The following is a 14771-nucleotide window of genomic DNA, read 5'->3' as shown; positions in this document are numbered from 1 at the left end:
TAGGGACGATATCCCGCCGCCGGTCCAGCCTGATGCTGTTCAATTCCTATCCGTTCATCCTGCTGTTCCTGCCGGTCGTGCTGGCCGGGTATTTCTGGCTCGGGCGGCGCAGCAATCTGGCCCCGGTGATCTGGCTGGCGGCGGCTTCGCTCGCCTTCTACGCCATCGGCAGCTGGCAGTTCGTGGCCCTGTTGCTGCTGTCCATCGCCTTCAACTACGGCGTCGGCCATCTCCTCATCGTGGCGAAGCTCACCCCGCCGCAGCGAAAGGCCGCGCTCGCGCTCGGTGTCGTCGGCGATCTCCTCGTGCTCGGCATCTTCAAATATGCCGGCTTTGCCACCGACAACATCAACGCGCTGTTCGGCACGCATGCCGCAGTCCACATCCTGCTGCCGGTCGGCATCTCCTTCTACACCTTCACCCAGATCGCGTTCCTGGTGGACGCATACCGCGGCCAGGTCGCAGCCTATGCGCTGCCGCATTATGCGCTGTTCGTGACCTATTTTCCGCATCTGATCGCCGGGCCGATCCTCCACCACAAGGACATGATCCCGCAATTCGAGCGCGAGGAGTCCAAGCATCCGGACCCGCATCTGATCCTGTGCGGGGTCATCATCTTCGCCATCGGACTGTTCAAGAAGACCTGCCTTGCCGACGGCATCCAGCCGCTGGTCGCGCTCGCCTTCGACGCGCGCGCGCCGAGCTTCGACCAGGCCTGGTGTGGCGTGCTCGCCTACACGTTCCAGCTCTATTTCGACTTCTCCGGCTATTCCGACATGGCGATCGGGATCTCGCTGATGTTCGGCATCTTCCTGCCGGTCAATTTCAACTCGCCCTACAAGGCGACCAGCATCGTCGAGTTCTGGCGGCGCTGGCACATGACCTTGTCGCAGTTCTTGCGCGACTATCTCTACATCCCGCTCGGCGGCAACCGCCGCGGCCGCGTGCTGCGTTATGTCAACCTGCTGCTCACGATGCTGCTTGGCGGGCTCTGGCATGGCGCGGCCTGGACTTTCGTCATTTGGGGCGCGCTGCACGGCGCCTATCTCTGCGTCAACCATGCCTTCAATGCGCTGGTGCCGAACGTCCCGGCGATCCTTGCGCGGCCTGTTCGTTTCGCCGGCGCCGTGCTGACTTTCCTCGCCGTCGTCGTCGCCTGGGTGTTCTTCCGCGCCGAGCGGGTCGATTGGGCGCTGCGGATCCTCCACGCCATGGCGGATCCCGCGACTATCGTGTTCGGGCGCGAGGAGATCGCGGCACTCGTGATGATATCGATCTACGCGGCGCTGGTGTGGCTGGCGCCGAACACGCAAACGATCATGGAATATGATCACGGCAATCGCCGGGTCGGCCAGGCCTTGCGGGCAGGCCGAATGCGGTCGCTGGTCCTTTATGGCGCATCGCTGGTGCTCGCGCTCGGGATTCTGGGCATCCAGAGCCACAGCGAATTCATCTACTTCCGGTTTTGATGCGCAGCGCCTTCACCAGTCTGAAGCGTCTCATCCTCGCGAGCATCGCCTGCGTGCTGGGCGCGGCTGCGCTCACGTTCGTGGTCGATCCCCTGCAACTGTTCCGCCCCTCGCGTCTCGTCGCAGCCGGTTACTCCGAAGACACCCGCGTGCAGAATGCCGGGTTAATCCGCAGCCAATCGTTCGACACTGCCTTCATGGGCACCTCGCTCGCGATCCATTTCCGCCAGAGCGACATCGACCGCGCGCTCCGCGTTCGTTCGCTCAAGCTGGCGATGACCGGTTCCAACTCGCGCCAGCAGGGCTTCGTGCTGGAGCAGGCGATCGACCGCGGCGCCCGGCGCGTGATCTGGGCGATGGACGATTTCAGCTTCATCGATGCGGCCGATATCGAGGCCGATCCGTATCTCTCCGTCGATCTCTATCGCAGGACGCCGAAGGGCATCGCGTCCTATCTGTTCAGCGCCGCGATGGCGAAGGAATCCCTGTTCGCACTGCTGCGATCGATTCCGCCGCTACGGGACCCGCTGACACGAGTTGCACCTTATCTCCCCGTCAAGTTCGCGCTGTCCGACGTCGACGACATCTACGCGCTGCCGCGAAATTTCGACGTCGCGCGCGGCTACAATGCGGAGAGGACGCTTGCCGCCTTCGCCTATATCACCGATCCCGTCCGCAGCCGCTTCTTGGGCGAAGGCTATGGCTATGAGGCCATGGTGCGGCATTTCGAGCGTGACGTTGCAGGCCTCGTCACGCGCCATCCGGATGTGACCTTCGATATCTACTTCCCGCCCTATTCGATCCTGCAATTCGTCGCGATGCGCGATGCCTCGCCGGCGACGCTGAAGATCGTCACCGATCTCACCGCACACATCGCGCAGCGCCTGTCGCAGCTTCCGAACGTCCGGCTCTACGACTTTCGCGCGATCAAGGCGGTGACGCACGATCTCGGCAATTACAGCGACGTCATCCACCATTCGCCGGTGGTGGATGCGATGGTGCTGGGGTGGCTGGCGAGTGGGGAATATCGGGTCGATCCGAAGAAGCCGCTCGCGTCGTTGGAGGAGCTAAAGGCGCAAGTGGAAGCGTATCAGGTGCCGCAGCCTTAGCCAAACACTCCGCTATCGTCCCGGACAAGCGAAGCGCAGATCCGGGATCCATAACCCCAGGGAGAAGTTTGGTGATGACTCGCAGTGAAACGGCTTTCGGTACTGCGGCCGTGCTCCATCGAAAGATCACGCGGTATGGGTCCCTGCTCCCCGTGCGCAATTGCGTACTAGGCAGGGACGACAGCGTTGGCTTGCGCCTACGCCGCCACCTCTTCACCGAGATACGCCACCGCGGCCTCAAGCCCGCCCTTGCCGTGCGGGATCTTCAGCGCGTTCAGGCCGACCTCGATCACCCCGAGCGTGCCGAGCAGCATCGGTGCGTTGACATGGCCCATATGGGCGATGCGGAAAGCCTGGCCCGAGAGATCGCCGATGCCGGTGCCGAGCACGACGCCGCACTTCTCCTTGCAATAGCGCTGCAGCACGGCCGGATCGTAGCCGTTGCTCATGGTCACCGTGGTCACGGTGTTGGAGCGTTCGCTGGCTTCCGCGATGTTGAAGCCGAGCACCTGGCCTTCCGACCATGCGGAGACCGCGCGGCGCGTGGCTTCGCCGAGCAGGCTGTGGCGGCGGAAGGCGTTCTCCAGCCCTTCCTCGTGCAGCAGGTCGATCGCCTGGCGCAGCGCGAACAGCAGATGCACCGGCGCGGTGCCGGCATATTTGCGATAGTGCTCGCTGCCCTCGCGCTCGCTCCAGCTCCAATAGGGTGTGCTCATATTGGCCTTCTTCTGCACCTCGAGCGCGCGCGCATTGGCGGCAACGAAGCCGAGGCCGGGCGGCGTCATCAGGCCCTTCTGCGAACCGGACATCGCGACGTCGACGCCCCATTTGTCCATCTCGAACGGCATGCAGCCGAGCGAGGCCACGGTGTCGACCATGTACAGAGCGGGATGGTCGCTCGCCTTGATCGCCTTGCCGATCGCCTCGATGTCGTTCTGCACGCCGGACGCGGTGTCGACCTGAACGACGACGACGGCCTTGATCGCGTGCTCCTTGTCGCGGCGCAGGCGCTCCTCGACCTCGTGCGGCCGCACCGCGCGGCGCCAGTCGCCCTTCAGCACCTCGACCTCGGCGCCCATCAGGGCTGCCGCATGGCCCCAGCCGATCGCGAAGCGCCCGCTTTCCAGCACCAGCACCTTGTCGCCGCGCGACAGCACGTTGCTCAGCGCGGCTTCCCAGGCGCCATGGCCGTTGGCGATGTAGATGTAGGACTTGCCCTTGGTGGCAAACAGGCCCGAGATGTCGCGGAGCAGGCCCTCGGTCAGATCGGTCATCTGTTTGGAGTAGATGTCGATCGCCGGACGATGCATCGCCTGCAGCACGGCGTCGGGCATCGTGGTGGGCCCGGGGATGGCCAGAAATTCCCGGCCCGCGCGAACGGTCATTGCGGTCAGTCCTTGTTGCTTGAGAACAGGGTGGTGGGTCGCTGATTCATGCTTTTACGCGGCGCTGCGATGCAAGAAAAGCGCCCAAAACGCAGGTCTGGGGCTCTATCTCTTCGTTTCGCGGCAGCCGGCGGCCTCCGCCTCTTCCACCGAGCAGAACCAGCGGGTGCCCTTGCTGATCCGCATCTTGATCTGAGTGTACCAGCGGCTGGTCGGCTGGTGAAAAATGCACTCGCCGGCGCTGTTGACGTTGCCCTTGATGGTGCAGTCCGGCGAGGGCGCGACCGGCCCCGAGGCCGAGGCGAGCAGCACCGCATGCGCCCCGTCCGGCGGCTTGGTCGCGCCTAATATCGTCGTCTTCTTGTTGCGCACGCGCCAGTCCCAGGGCGCAATGAAAGCCCCCTGCCACATGCCGGCTTTTGCCTCACGCGCGGCGGCCTCGTCGGCGTCGTAATCATGCGAGACGCGGGTGTAGGACAAGGCCCAGCCGCTGCGCACCAGCCATTTCTGGATATCCTCGCCGCCGACCTCGCAGCGCGCCACGGTGCGGCCGCGCCGGTCGATCGCGCGGGCATGGCAGAGCCAGTTCTTGCCTTCGGCATATTTGGCGAGCTCGTCGCGGGCGGCGATGCCGCAGGTCCAGCGCTCGCTCTTGGTGTTGAGGCAGAGCTGGTCGACCTGCGGCGCGTCGATGCCGCCGAGCCGGACGCGTGTGTTGCCGATCACGACGGCATCGCCGGAACGCACCTTGGCCGTGCCGGAGATGTCGGCGGCCTCAGCCTGCGAGGGCAAGGCGAGCTGGGACAAGCCGAGCAATGACAGCGCAATCAGGAATTTTCGCAACATGCCGGTCCGCGTGTGAAGACAATCTCGATAGAGCCCGCAATTGTGGTCGGCTTTTGTCCGCCCGGCCAGCGCCTGCCTAACAACTATGCTTTCAACTTCCCGTCATTGGAGCGCGTCTTTCTTACCCTCCCCTGGAGGGGGAGGGTCGATCGCGCGCAGCGCGAGCGGGGTAGGGTGACCTCTCCACACGGGCACTGTTCGATGCGGAGAGACTGTCACCCCGCCCCGTCTCACATCTCGCTGCGCTTCATGTGAGCCGACCCTCCCCCTCCAGGGGAGGGTAACAGACACCTACCCCCGTCCCGCCATCGCCCGCTTTGCCAGCGCCAGTCCCATCAGAACGAACGCCGACGTCACCTCCGGTCCGCCCACCAGAATCCGTGTCGGCGTCTTCATCTTGTTCCATTCATAGGCGCGGAACGGGCCGCGGCGGCCGCCTTCGCCGAGGCTGGCGACGATCACGTTCAACGCCGGCGCAAACGCACGCGGGTCGGCGCCGAGATGGCCGAGCGCGATCAGCGCCAGCGCCGCGTCGAACACGTTCATCTCCGCGGCCATCAACTCGCCCTTGACGTAGGAGAGCACGCGGTGGCGGATGAAGTCGAAATCGCCGTTGGGGTCGATCGCGGCCTGCGCCGCCAGCGGCAGCGCCAGGAAGGCTGCATAGCAGCGGCCGAAATAGGCGCTGTAGAGCTCCGGCAGATAATAGATGTGCGAGCGCGGATTGGCGAAGGCGCCGCTGGCGGCGAGCCGCTTCTGGAAACCGATGATGCGATGCACGGTGGCCAGTCGCGCCGGCGTCTCCAGGATCTTCCAGCGCGCAAGGTTACGAAAGCTCACTTCGAGAATGTCGAGATTGAGCGTCGGATCGAGATCGTTGCCGTAGGGCCGCTCGCCTTTGAGATTGTCGATCCAGGTCGCGACCCCGCCCTCGTAGTCGATGTTGTCGTTGATCGGGACCGTCACGCGCGGCTCGTTGACGCCGGCGCGCACCTGGTAGCCCGAATAGAAATCCAGCAGCGGCTGGTCGATGATCGGATCGGTGCAGCCGGCCTGCGTCGCCGCCGAGATCGAGCACGCCGTGGTGTCGCAATCCGGCACATAGATGCCGAAGCCGAGCTCCTGCTTGATCTGCGCGAAGAAGCGCGAAAAGCGCGGATGCGGCGCCGGCGCCAGTGCGGTGATGACGTTGAACCGCGCGCCGTCCAGGCCCTCGACCTCCTCGCGGCTGATGTTGACGCAGAAATCCACCATGTCGGCGATCGCGCGCTCTGCCGCGATCTTGTCGGCCGGCGAGGCGAGGCCGGTCTCGGCATAGCTCAACAGCGCCTCGATGAAGAACGCGTCGTAATAGGCCGAGCGGTGCCGGATCTGCACCGGCTCCCACATCGGCTCGGCGATGCCGGTCCAGGGCGGATTGATGACGGCCCGTGCCGGCGATCGCGCGATGAAGACACGGGCGAGGTTGAACAGCAGCGAGGAATTCTTGTAGCCGCGCGCGTTCAGCCCCGTCAGCGCCATGGTCAGCTCGCGCCCGCGAAAATCGGGGTCGCCGATCAAATTGAAGGCGGCATAAGTCGGCAGAAAGCCGTTTCGGCGGTACGAGCCGAGCAGATGCTGCGCGCAGTCGCGGATCACGCCGTCGATCTGCGCCAGCGGGGGCGCCAAGCCGGTGAACATTGCGGGGGGCGGTTTCGGATGGTCGAGCGCGATGCTGTCGACGAGATCGGCGACGGGCTGGCCGACCGCCGCCCAGTCGGGCTCGGCCTCGTCGCGGGCGTGCGCGAGCGCCGCGCGCAGTTTGCCGAGCTTCGCCTCGTCACGCAGCTCGGGCAGGCCGGCACGTCGCAGCAGCACCCGCAGTGCGGGATTGCCGAGCGCGGTCTTGTAGAACTTGGCCAGATGCGGATCGCCGCTGGTGGTCGCAGACAATACGGGATCGCAGACGTCATAAAGAGAGGGGCCGTCCTTCGGCGCCAGCAGCGCCCGGCAGGCGGCGCCGGCAAAATAATGAAAGCTCATGAAATACCTGGTCGCGGGGCCTCGGCCGGGGGCCGGCCGGCACGCTCCCACCTGCGTGCCACCCCCTGCAAGTCTTTGAAAAGGCTACCCGGATTCGCAGGAAATACAAATGTGAGGGATCTCACGGCAAAACCCGGCACGAGGGCTGCATATTTGACCCCCGGAAGGCTACGGGGATCGGGAAAATGCGCAAATTATGTTCGCTGAATTAATTAATATATTCAGTGGCTTAACTCAAATTTTGGGCAATCTATTGCCGGGAAGGCGATATCCGGTTAAGGGTTTGTTTGGTGCGGCGCCGCAAATTGCGCGCAATTCGGGGGCACACCCCCGGCCAATCCCTCAAACCTGAAGACGCTATCGCGCTACTTAAACTGTGTGCGCGCGCTTGGCTGGTCTTTGGCACTGACAGGAATGAAGCGAGATGAATGTAAGGCAGCTCGACATTTCCCGACGCACGATCGCGGTGGCCGCAGCCCTCATCGGGACGGTCTCGCTCGTGATCGGCGCCCATGCTGCCCTCAACATGCGCGCGCTCGATGCCGCCAAGGCTGTTACGACCGACCAAGTCACCGGCTCGATCGGCCATGCTTCGCGCCTCGCCCTCGTCATCGGCAATGGACATTATCCCGACGCCGGCGCGCCGCTGACGCAGTCGATCAACGACGCCCGCGCGCTGTCCTCGTCGCTGCGCAAGAACGGCTTTGACGTCGACATGGTGGAAGACGCGACCAGGGACGACATGGTCCGTGCCGTCAACCGCCTGAAGTCCCGGATCAAGCGCGACACCGTCGTCATGCTGTTCTTCGGCGGCTTCGGCGTGCAGGCCGGCCGCCAGAGCTACATGCTGCCGGTCGATGCCGTGATCTGGAAGGAAAGCGATGTCCGCCGCCAGGGTGTCTCCATCGACGGCGTGCTCGACATGATGAAGGAGCAGGGCGCCAAGGCCAAGCTCGTCGTCGTCGACGCCTCCCGCCGTAACCCTTACGAGCGCCGCTTCCGCTCCTACAGCCACGGACTCGCGCCGATCAGCGCGTCCGACAACGCGCTGATCCTCACCTCGGCCTCGCCCGGCAAGGTCGCCGACGACGGCAAGGGCGAGCACAGCGTTCTGGTCAGCGAGCTGCTCGGCAATCTCAATGCGCAGGGCAGCGCCGAAAGCGTCTTCAACAAGACCCGCGTCGCCATCTCCCGCGCCTCCGAAGGCGACCAGGTTCCGACCGTCTCCTCATCGCTGCTCGAAGACGTTCATTTCGACGCAGCCGGCGGCTAGTCGAAAATTGCAGGGCGGGCAAAGGCGCAACGCGCCGTGCCCACCATCTTTCCAAAATCGCGAACAGAATTGGTGGGCACGCTTCGCTTTGCCCCCCTACGGAGTCGTTTGCTACTTCGCCGCTTCCGCAGCCATCACCGGGCGCACCGGATCGCCTTCGCGGAGCAGCGCGCCGGCGCGGGCGACGACGATATCGCCTTCGTTGAGGCCTTCCCGCACCTCGATATTGCCGCCTGACATCAAACCGATCTCGACGCGCTTGGTCTCGACGCGGTTGCGGCGGATCACCTGCACCACGGTGCCGGCGGTCGAATATTGCACCGAGGTCAGCGGCACCGCGACGTTGCAGCTCTGTCCGGTCTTGATCAGCGCACGTCCGCTCGCATTCAGCAGCAGCCGCTTCTGCGAGGAGATGCCGATATAGACCAGGCCCTGCTGGATGTTGGGCTCGACGGTCGGCCCGATGCGGCGCACCTTGCCGTCGATGTCGCCGGCACCGGCAATGCGCACGGTCGTCGGCTGATTGATCGCCAGCTTCCTGATATCGGTGGTCGCCACCAGGCCGACCAGATCGTATTCGCTGCGCGCCACGATCGTGAACAGCGCTTCGCCCTTGGCCGAGGCGAGGTTGCCGATCTGCGCGGTCGATGTCGCGATCACACCCGCCACGGGGGCGGTGACCTGAAGCGAGCCGCCTTCCGGCAGCGCCAGCCGCGCCAGCACCTGGCCGGCCGTGGTGGTGTCGCCGGCTTCCGCCAGCAAGTCCGTGACCTTCAGGCCCGGACGCTCGGGCCGCACCGAAGTCTCCTCGCGCGCGATGATCGTGCCGGTCGCCTCGACGATGTCCGAGAAGCAGGATTTTGCGACCTTCAGCACCGTGACCGCCGGCCCCTTGGGCGCGTCGTCATCGGCGGCGAGCACGGGCTGGGCGGACAGCAGCAGCCCGGTGAGAGCAACGAGATGTCGGGAAAAGGAACGCGCAGGCAATGGACGCATCGGTCATTCCGGTTGGGGCCTTGACGGCCTCATCGTTAGCAGAAGCGACCGCGGCGGGCCATGGTCCGGCCGGATGAGAATGCCGCAGCAGCAGGCGGCGCGATGCCACCTGTTGAATTAGTCGCCGCCAAGGCCGAGAGGTTCGCTGGCGGTGCCGCCCAGCAAACCCGTCATGCCCGGGCTTGACCCGGGCATCCACGTCTTTGGCTCCATTTATGCCGAACCGCGTGGACGGCCGGGACAAGCCCGGCCATGACGACGCGGAGGGACTGTGCCCCCTCACGGCAGGCTCAAGAACTCCACCCAGTTCGGCTTCTTGCCGGTCGGATAGGATTTCAGCCTGGCCAGTGCGCCGCTGCTCTGGTCGATGGCATAGACCGTCATGCTGTCCGACATCTCGCCGACCGCGGCGAGATAGCGCCCGGAGGGATCGATGTGGAAGCCGCGCGGCTGCTTCTCCGTCGGAACGCTGCCGATCAAGGTCAGCTTGCCGCTTGTCCCGTCGACCTTGTAGCCGGTCAGCGTGTTGGTGGTGCGCTCGGAGGCATAGAGGAAGTGGCCGTCCGGCGTGATGTGGATGTCGGCGGCCCAGGGCTTTTTACCGGACTCTTTTCCATTGAAGCCTTCCGGCAGCGCGGTGCTGCGCTGGATCTCGTCCCAGGCGCCGCTTTTGGCATCATAGGCAAATGCCGCGACGTCGCCGTTCAGCTCGTGGATGAGATAGACGAACTTGCCATTGGGATGGAACACGAAGTGCCGCGGCCCGGATTTCTCCGGCAGCTTGATAACAGGCGGATCGTTCGGCGTCAGCGTGCCGGCTGTCGCGTCGAGGGCGAAGGCCAGCACCTGGTCGGAGCCGAGATTGGTCGCGAACACGAAGCGGTTGTCGGGCGAGGGCAGGAAGGCGTGCGCGTTGAGTCCGGTCGGGATCACCTGCTTCGGCTCGCCCACGACGCCGTTGGCCTGCAGCGGATTGAGCGCGACCTTGTTGCCGCCATAGGAGGCGCTGAACAGGAATTTGCCGCCGCGATCGAGTGCGATATTGGCCATGCTGTCGGCGAGCGGCCCGTTGCCGATGTGGCTGAGCTGGCCCGTCCTGGGATCGATCGCAAAGCTCACCGCGAGAAAGGGCTGAGATCGGACGCCGGCAACCAGCACGCGGCGGTCGGGCGTGATCGCGAGCGGCGTCGAGGACCCGGGCTTCTCGACGCCGGTGAAGGCGGCGGTCTGCACCGGCGTCATCTCGCCGCTCTCGGCCATCTTGAACACGCTGATGTCGTTGCTGTCGGCGTTGCCGACATAGGCGAAGGTGTCGGCCATGCCGGCGCGGACTCCAGGTACGAGGGCAAGGAAAGCGAGGGCGGTGACGATCGCAGCGCGTGATGCGGTGCGGCGTGCCGGTCTGAACATGGATCTGAACATGGGCGTCCTCCTCGAGCCGGTGCGGGCTTGTTATTTTGCCGGGGAGGATAACTGCAGGCGTGCCGCCGCACCAAATTCCAAAGAGGATCGATCGATACCGAAATCGTATCGGTCGCGAGTGCTAGCGCACCGCTGCGGTCAAGTCGCGGGAGGGCGGACGCGGACCGGTCGGGTGGTCAGGCGGTCCGAGCACTGTCCACACGGCCACCGCGACCAGGGCCGAGGTCAGGATGGTCCAGGCGACGAGTCGGTCCCGCATCAAGCCAAATCCGTCGGTGAAAGCTCGCGCTATCGTGCGCTGCAAATAGTGGCGACCCTATGAACTCGTTCACAGCCGAAAACAGCGCAACCGATGCGAACAATTGCCGCGCCGGCGCATTGACCCCGCATGTCCCGTGACAACGATCTCGAAGGCAAGCCAGACATGGGCGGCAAGCATGGCGGCCAGGCCGGCCAGCCCAAACCCCCGCCGCGCCCGCGCGAAGGCGCGCGGGATGGAGACGTCGTGGCAAAGCGCCACACCGGTCAAACCGATCGCACGTTACCGCCGACCAACAAAAAATAGCGCCGCGCTTCGCCCGCACCACGTCGTGCCGCAATCGCGCCGGGAACGGCAGCCTTGCCTTGCCGTTACCTTGATCCCGCGGGCGGTGGAGATCGAACGGAGGCTGGTAGATGTTTTGGATTTATTGGAACACCGCCTGGTCGCTGATTATCAGCGGCATCATGGTCGCCACCATCGTCAGCCATCCCGACTCCGAATTCGCCGAAGTGCGTGCCGCAAAGCAGCGGCTGATGTGAACTTCGAGGCCTCCTGAGACGTTAGCTGACCGATCGCTGGCCTCGCCTTCGCGGTGAGGTCACGGTCCGAGGTCCGGTTTGGATTCGCCTCCGTTTCCGGGCCTCGTCCCCGCCGGGGTGACGTGACATTTTAGCAGCGGCGCGATGCCGCGCCGATCCCCGACCGCTTGGAAGCGATCGGTCTTTGGCCGGAAGTCCGCGATAGGCCAGTTTCGGCTAGTGGTGATGACGCCAGTTGCCACGTCCCCGGTACCAGCCATAATGATGGCCGCGATTGCGGTGCCAGCCGCCATGGCCGTGACCGTGGCCATGGCCGCCCCGGACCTGGATCACCGCGTCGCTCTGCGTGTCGTTCAAGGGGGCGATTCCCAACCGTGCCGAAGCCGGCGATGACAGTCCGATCGTCGCCATCACGACCGCCGTTGCGGCCAGTCCCAAAAGTCTCATGGTCGTTCTCTCCTGCTGCTCTTCTGATCCCGGGTCACATCGGGCACGCGGGGCCGGGTCCCCACGTATTCGAATTTCGGTCTCACCAGCGGCCAAAGAATTCGCGGTGTTCGGAAGCCAAACGCCGCTCCGATGCGCCGCGGGCGGATCGAGAGGAGCGGCGGGCGTGCCGTGGCTTGGTGACATGTTCGGTGACGGCGCGTATCGGCTGCGTCTCGGTCGCGTGGTCCTGCGTCATCATCGCAAGCGCTTCACGCGGCGGCTGCTCGTCGTGCGCGATGTCGGCGGTCACGGAAGCCGCAGGGAGGGGTGGACGATGCGAGACGTCGAACACGATCTTTTCAGGGACAGGGCGGGTCGAGTTGATCCGGATGATGCTTCTGTCCACCTCGGCGGCCGAAATCGGCTCTACAGCAGGCGGAAGAAAATGATCGGCGGCGAACAGCAGCGACAGCAATAGTCCGCCGACGAAGACGAGATATTTGACGATAGGCATGAACACCCGCGATCGCGTCCCATGAAGCAGGACGCGGTCCTAACGGGAAAAACATGCAATCGTTCCGAACGATCATGTTGAGGGCAGTGAATAGTGCTGACCTTCCCGGCCAAATGGGAACTTTATTGATATCCCGGTCGTTGTCGGGAAAAAGATGTAAATATCCCTGAACGCGGGGCGGCACCGCCTGGATACGACAACAGATTCAATTGAATGATGGACGACAAGAAATCGATCGAGGATATTCTTTCAGGCCTGCGCACAGACTCCTCGGCCAGACCCGCCCAGGCCCCCGTCAGGAGTTTCGAGCATCTCAGCGATGAGGGCGTCCTGCGTCTCTACGACGGCATCCGCCGTCAGGTTGACGCCGATAGGGCACTCGGAGACAAATATCGCCTGGTCGGTACCGCCGCCAGGGAGCGAGCCGAGCGGCTTCGCGAGGAAATCGTCGAACGCGGGTTGAAATTCACCCCGATCGCCTGGTAGCCGCCGCTACACGCGTCTCGAAGGCGCGCCGGCTCTCTTGATCTAAATCATCCGCACACGGCCGATTTGATGGAGAATCCGCGAAACCAGAGAGGTTCACGTGTCCTTTGATCGTTCGCGCATCGCGTCGCCGGCATTTCGCTCGAAAATCATGTCGGCCGATGATGCCGCCGCGCTCGTGCCGCACGGCGCGAATGTCGGCATGAGCGGCTTTACCGGATCCGGTCACCCGAAGGCGGTCCCGACGGCGCTGGCGCGCCGGATCGAGCGGGCGCATGCGCGCGGCGAACAGTTCCGGATCGGCGTGTGGACCGGCGCTTCGACCGCGCCCGAGCTGGATGGTGCGCTGGCCAAGGTCAACGGCGTCGAGCTGCGCTTGCCCTACCAATCCGATCCGATCACGCGCGAGCGCATCAATGCCGGCGCGATGGATTACGTCGACATTCACCTCAGCCACGTCGCGCAGTTCGTCTGGTTCGGCTTTCTCGGACATCTGGATGTCGCGCTGATCGAGGTCACGGCCATCCTGCCGGACGGCAGCCTGGTGCCCTCGAAGTCCATCGGCAACAACAAGACCTGGCTGGACCAGGCCGATCGCATCATTCTCGAGGTCAATTCGGGGATGAGCACGGCGCTGCAGGGCATGCACGACGTCTACTACGGCACCCGGCTGCCGCCGCATCGCAAGCCCATCCCCATCATCGCGCCCGGCGACAGGATTGGCGAGACCACGTTTCGCTGCGATCCCGCCAAGGTCATTGCCGTGGTCGAGACCAATGCTCCGGACCGCGACACCAGCTTCGCTGCATCTGATGCGACATCCGAAGCGATCGCCGGTCATATCCTCGAATTTCTGGGGCACGAGGTTCGCCGCGGCCGGCTGCCGCCGGAATTGCTGCCGATCCAGTCCGGCGTCGGCAACGTGGCCAATGCCGTGATGGCGGGACTCGAGAACGGCCCGTTCTCCGGGCTGACCGCTTATACCGAAGTGTTGCAGGACGGCATGCTGAACCTGGTTCGCTCCGGCCGGATGGTGCTCGCCTCCGCCACCGCGCTGTCGTTCAGTGCCGACGCGACCCGGCAATTCGACCGCGACATCGAAAGCCTCAAGACGAAAATCGTGCTGCGCACGCAGGAGATCTCCAACCATCCCGAGGTGATCCGGCGGCTCGGGGTGATCGCAATGAACGGATTGATCGAGGCCGACATCTACGGCAACGTCAACTCGACCCACATTCGCGGCACCACCATCATGAATGGGATCGGCGGCTCCGGGGATTTCGCGCGCAACGCCTATCTCTCGATCTTCATGACGCCGTCGACCGCCAAGGGTGGATCGATCTCGGCGATCGTGCCGATGGTGACGCACGTCGATCACACCGAGCACGACGTGCAGATCATCGTGACCGAGCACGGTCTTGCCGATTTGCGCGGCCTGTCGCCGAAACAGCGGGCCGCGGTCGTCATCGGCAATGCAGCGCACCCGTCGTTCCGGCCGGCACTGAAGGATTATTTCGACCGTGCGTGCCGGCTCTCGCCGGGAAAGCACACGCCGCATCTGCTGGACGAAGCCTTCCGCATGGTCGATCCCTTGCGCTGAAGAGCGGAGCCGCCGGGGCGGCTGCGTTCAGCTCGCGGGTCGTGCGGTCTGCGGCAGGCCGGGCTTGCGCTCCGGAAGCTTCTTTTTCGGAGGCGCGGGAAGCAGGCCTTCCCTGATCATCTGCTTGCGAGCGAGCTTGCGGGCCCGACGAATGGCCTCGGCTTTCTCGCGCGTCTTCTTCTCGGAAGGCTTCTCGTAGGAGCGCCGCTGTTTCATCTCGCGAAAAACGCCTTCGCGCTGCATCTTCTTCTTCAGAACACGAAGCGCCTGATCGATGTTGTTGTCGCGGACGAGGACCTGCAATTGAAATTCCTTGCTGGGCTGCGAAATAAGGCAGTCCTGCACGCAGCCGATTGCGCAGGAGTTTCATTGCGATCGTGAGGGTGACAGCAACGGCGATCTGGTCCGCCGGCCTCGAA

16 protein-coding genes are annotated in these 14771 nt (G+C 64.4%); 7 read left to right on the top strand and 9 right to left on the bottom strand.

Translation table 11 applies throughout. The features are described from left to right. Nucleotides 1–32 precede the first annotated feature (32 nt). Together WHZ77_RS32210 and WHZ77_RS32205 are read left to right on the top strand one after the other, a co-directional pair. Entirely contained in the window at nucleotides 33–1469 is a 1437-nt protein-coding gene (locus WHZ77_RS32210) for an MBOAT family O-acyltransferase (RefSeq protein ID WP_375311610.1), read from the top strand. Continuing rightward, nucleotides 1469–2578 (top strand): hypothetical protein, encoded by a 1110-nt coding sequence (locus tag WHZ77_RS32205; RefSeq protein WP_375311609.1) that lies wholly within the window; start codon nucleotides 1469–1471, stop codon nucleotides 2576–2578. The genes WHZ77_RS32210 and WHZ77_RS32205 overlap by 1 nt, the downstream gene beginning before the upstream one ends. Before the next feature lie 197 nt (nucleotides 2579–2775). On the opposite strand, the gene WHZ77_RS32200 is transcribed toward WHZ77_RS32205, so the two are convergent. From WHZ77_RS32200 to WHZ77_RS32190, 3 genes are all read right to left on the bottom strand, one after another. Further along, nucleotides 2776–3963 (bottom strand): pyridoxal-phosphate-dependent aminotransferase family protein, encoded by a 1188-nt coding sequence (locus WHZ77_RS32200; RefSeq protein ID WP_375311608.1) that lies wholly within the window; start codon nucleotides 3961–3963, stop codon nucleotides 2776–2778. 105 nt (nucleotides 3964–4068) lie between these two features. Then, nucleotides 4069–4809 carry a thermonuclease family protein gene (locus WHZ77_RS32195; RefSeq protein WP_375311607.1) on the bottom strand — a complete coding sequence of 247 codons (741 nt, stop codon included), beginning with the start codon at nucleotides 4807–4809 and terminating at the stop codon, nucleotides 4069–4071. Nucleotides 4810–5100: 291 nt separating this feature from the next. After that, on the bottom strand, nucleotides 5101–6831 hold the full coding sequence (locus WHZ77_RS32190) for a hypothetical protein (RefSeq protein ID WP_375311606.1): 1731 nt from the start codon (nucleotides 6829–6831) through the stop codon (nucleotides 5101–5103). Between the two features lie 424 nt (nucleotides 6832–7255). On the opposite strand from WHZ77_RS32190, the gene WHZ77_RS32185 reads away from it, so the two are divergent. Beyond that, nucleotides 7256–8104 carry a caspase domain-containing protein gene (locus WHZ77_RS32185; protein ID WP_375311605.1) on the top strand — a complete coding sequence of 283 codons (849 nt, stop codon included), beginning with the start codon at nucleotides 7256–7258 and terminating at the stop codon, nucleotides 8102–8104. Nucleotides 8105–8215: 111 nt separating this feature from the next. Here WHZ77_RS32185 and WHZ77_RS32180 read toward each other — a convergent pair whose 3' ends face one another. The 3 genes from WHZ77_RS32180 to WHZ77_RS32170 all read right to left on the bottom strand — a co-directional run bounded on the left by WHZ77_RS32180 (nucleotide 8216) and on the right by WHZ77_RS32170 (nucleotide 10781). Continuing rightward, entirely contained in the window at nucleotides 8216–9100 is an 885-nt protein-coding gene (locus WHZ77_RS32180; RefSeq protein WP_375311604.1) for an efflux RND transporter periplasmic adaptor subunit, read from the bottom strand. 279 nt (nucleotides 9101–9379) lie between these two features. Next, nucleotides 9380–10510, bottom strand: a complete 1131-nt coding sequence (locus tag WHZ77_RS32175) for a lactonase family protein (RefSeq protein ID WP_375314862.1) — start codon at nucleotides 10508–10510, stop codon at nucleotides 9380–9382. Nucleotides 10511–10643: 133 nt separating this feature from the next. Then, entirely contained in the window at nucleotides 10644–10781 is a 138-nt protein-coding gene (locus WHZ77_RS32170) for a hypothetical protein (protein ID WP_158324540.1), read from the bottom strand. A 129-nt stretch (nucleotides 10782–10910) separates the two neighbouring features. Here WHZ77_RS32170 and WHZ77_RS32165 point away from each other — a divergent pair, with 129 nt between their 5' ends. Continuing rightward, on the top strand, nucleotides 10911–11087 hold the full coding sequence (locus tag WHZ77_RS32165) for a hypothetical protein (protein ID WP_375311603.1): 177 nt from the start codon (nucleotides 10911–10913) through the stop codon (nucleotides 11085–11087). A gap of 110 nt (nucleotides 11088–11197) precedes the next feature. Further along, nucleotides 11198–11323 (top strand): hypothetical protein, encoded by a 126-nt coding sequence (locus WHZ77_RS32160; RefSeq protein WP_014439102.1) that lies wholly within the window; start codon nucleotides 11198–11200, stop codon nucleotides 11321–11323. Nucleotides 11324–11539: 216 nt separating this feature from the next. Here the strand turns inward: WHZ77_RS32160 and WHZ77_RS32155 are convergent, their stop codons facing one another. Both WHZ77_RS32155 and WHZ77_RS32150 read right to left on the bottom strand, forming a co-directional pair. Then, nucleotides 11540–11770 (bottom strand): hypothetical protein, encoded by a 231-nt coding sequence (locus WHZ77_RS32155; RefSeq protein ID WP_375311602.1) that lies wholly within the window; start codon nucleotides 11768–11770, stop codon nucleotides 11540–11542. 82 nt (nucleotides 11771–11852) lie between these two features. Continuing rightward, nucleotides 11853–12227, bottom strand: a complete 375-nt coding sequence (locus tag WHZ77_RS32150) for a hypothetical protein (RefSeq protein ID WP_375311601.1) — start codon at nucleotides 12225–12227, stop codon at nucleotides 11853–11855. 252 nt (nucleotides 12228–12479) lie between these two features. On the opposite strand from WHZ77_RS32150, the gene WHZ77_RS32145 reads away from it, so the two are divergent. Both WHZ77_RS32145 and WHZ77_RS32140 read left to right on the top strand, forming a co-directional pair. Further along, nucleotides 12480–12752, top strand: coding sequence for a hypothetical protein (locus WHZ77_RS32145; RefSeq protein ID WP_375311600.1), 273 nt, complete (start codon nucleotides 12480–12482; stop codon nucleotides 12750–12752). A gap of 151 nt (nucleotides 12753–12903) precedes the next feature. Continuing rightward, a complete protein-coding gene (locus WHZ77_RS32140) occupies nucleotides 12904–14352 on the top strand; it encodes an acetyl-CoA hydrolase/transferase family protein (RefSeq protein WP_375314861.1) in 1449 nt (482 codons plus the stop codon). Between the two features lie 27 nt (nucleotides 14353–14379). Here WHZ77_RS32140 and rpsU read toward each other — a convergent pair whose 3' ends face one another. Further along, nucleotides 14380–14655, bottom strand: a complete 276-nt coding sequence (gene rpsU, locus WHZ77_RS32135; protein ID WP_375311599.1) for a 30S ribosomal protein S21 — start codon at nucleotides 14653–14655, stop codon at nucleotides 14380–14382. Nucleotides 14656–14771 lie beyond the last annotated feature (116 nt).

Origin of the sequence: Bradyrhizobium sp. A5, from assembly GCF_042076515.1 — a bacterium.
Taxonomy (GTDB): domain Bacteria; phylum Pseudomonadota; class Alphaproteobacteria; order Rhizobiales; family Xanthobacteraceae; genus Bradyrhizobium; species Bradyrhizobium cosmicum.
Note: the sequence above shows the minus strand (reverse complement) of the source record. Positions and strands in the feature narration are given on the sequence as shown.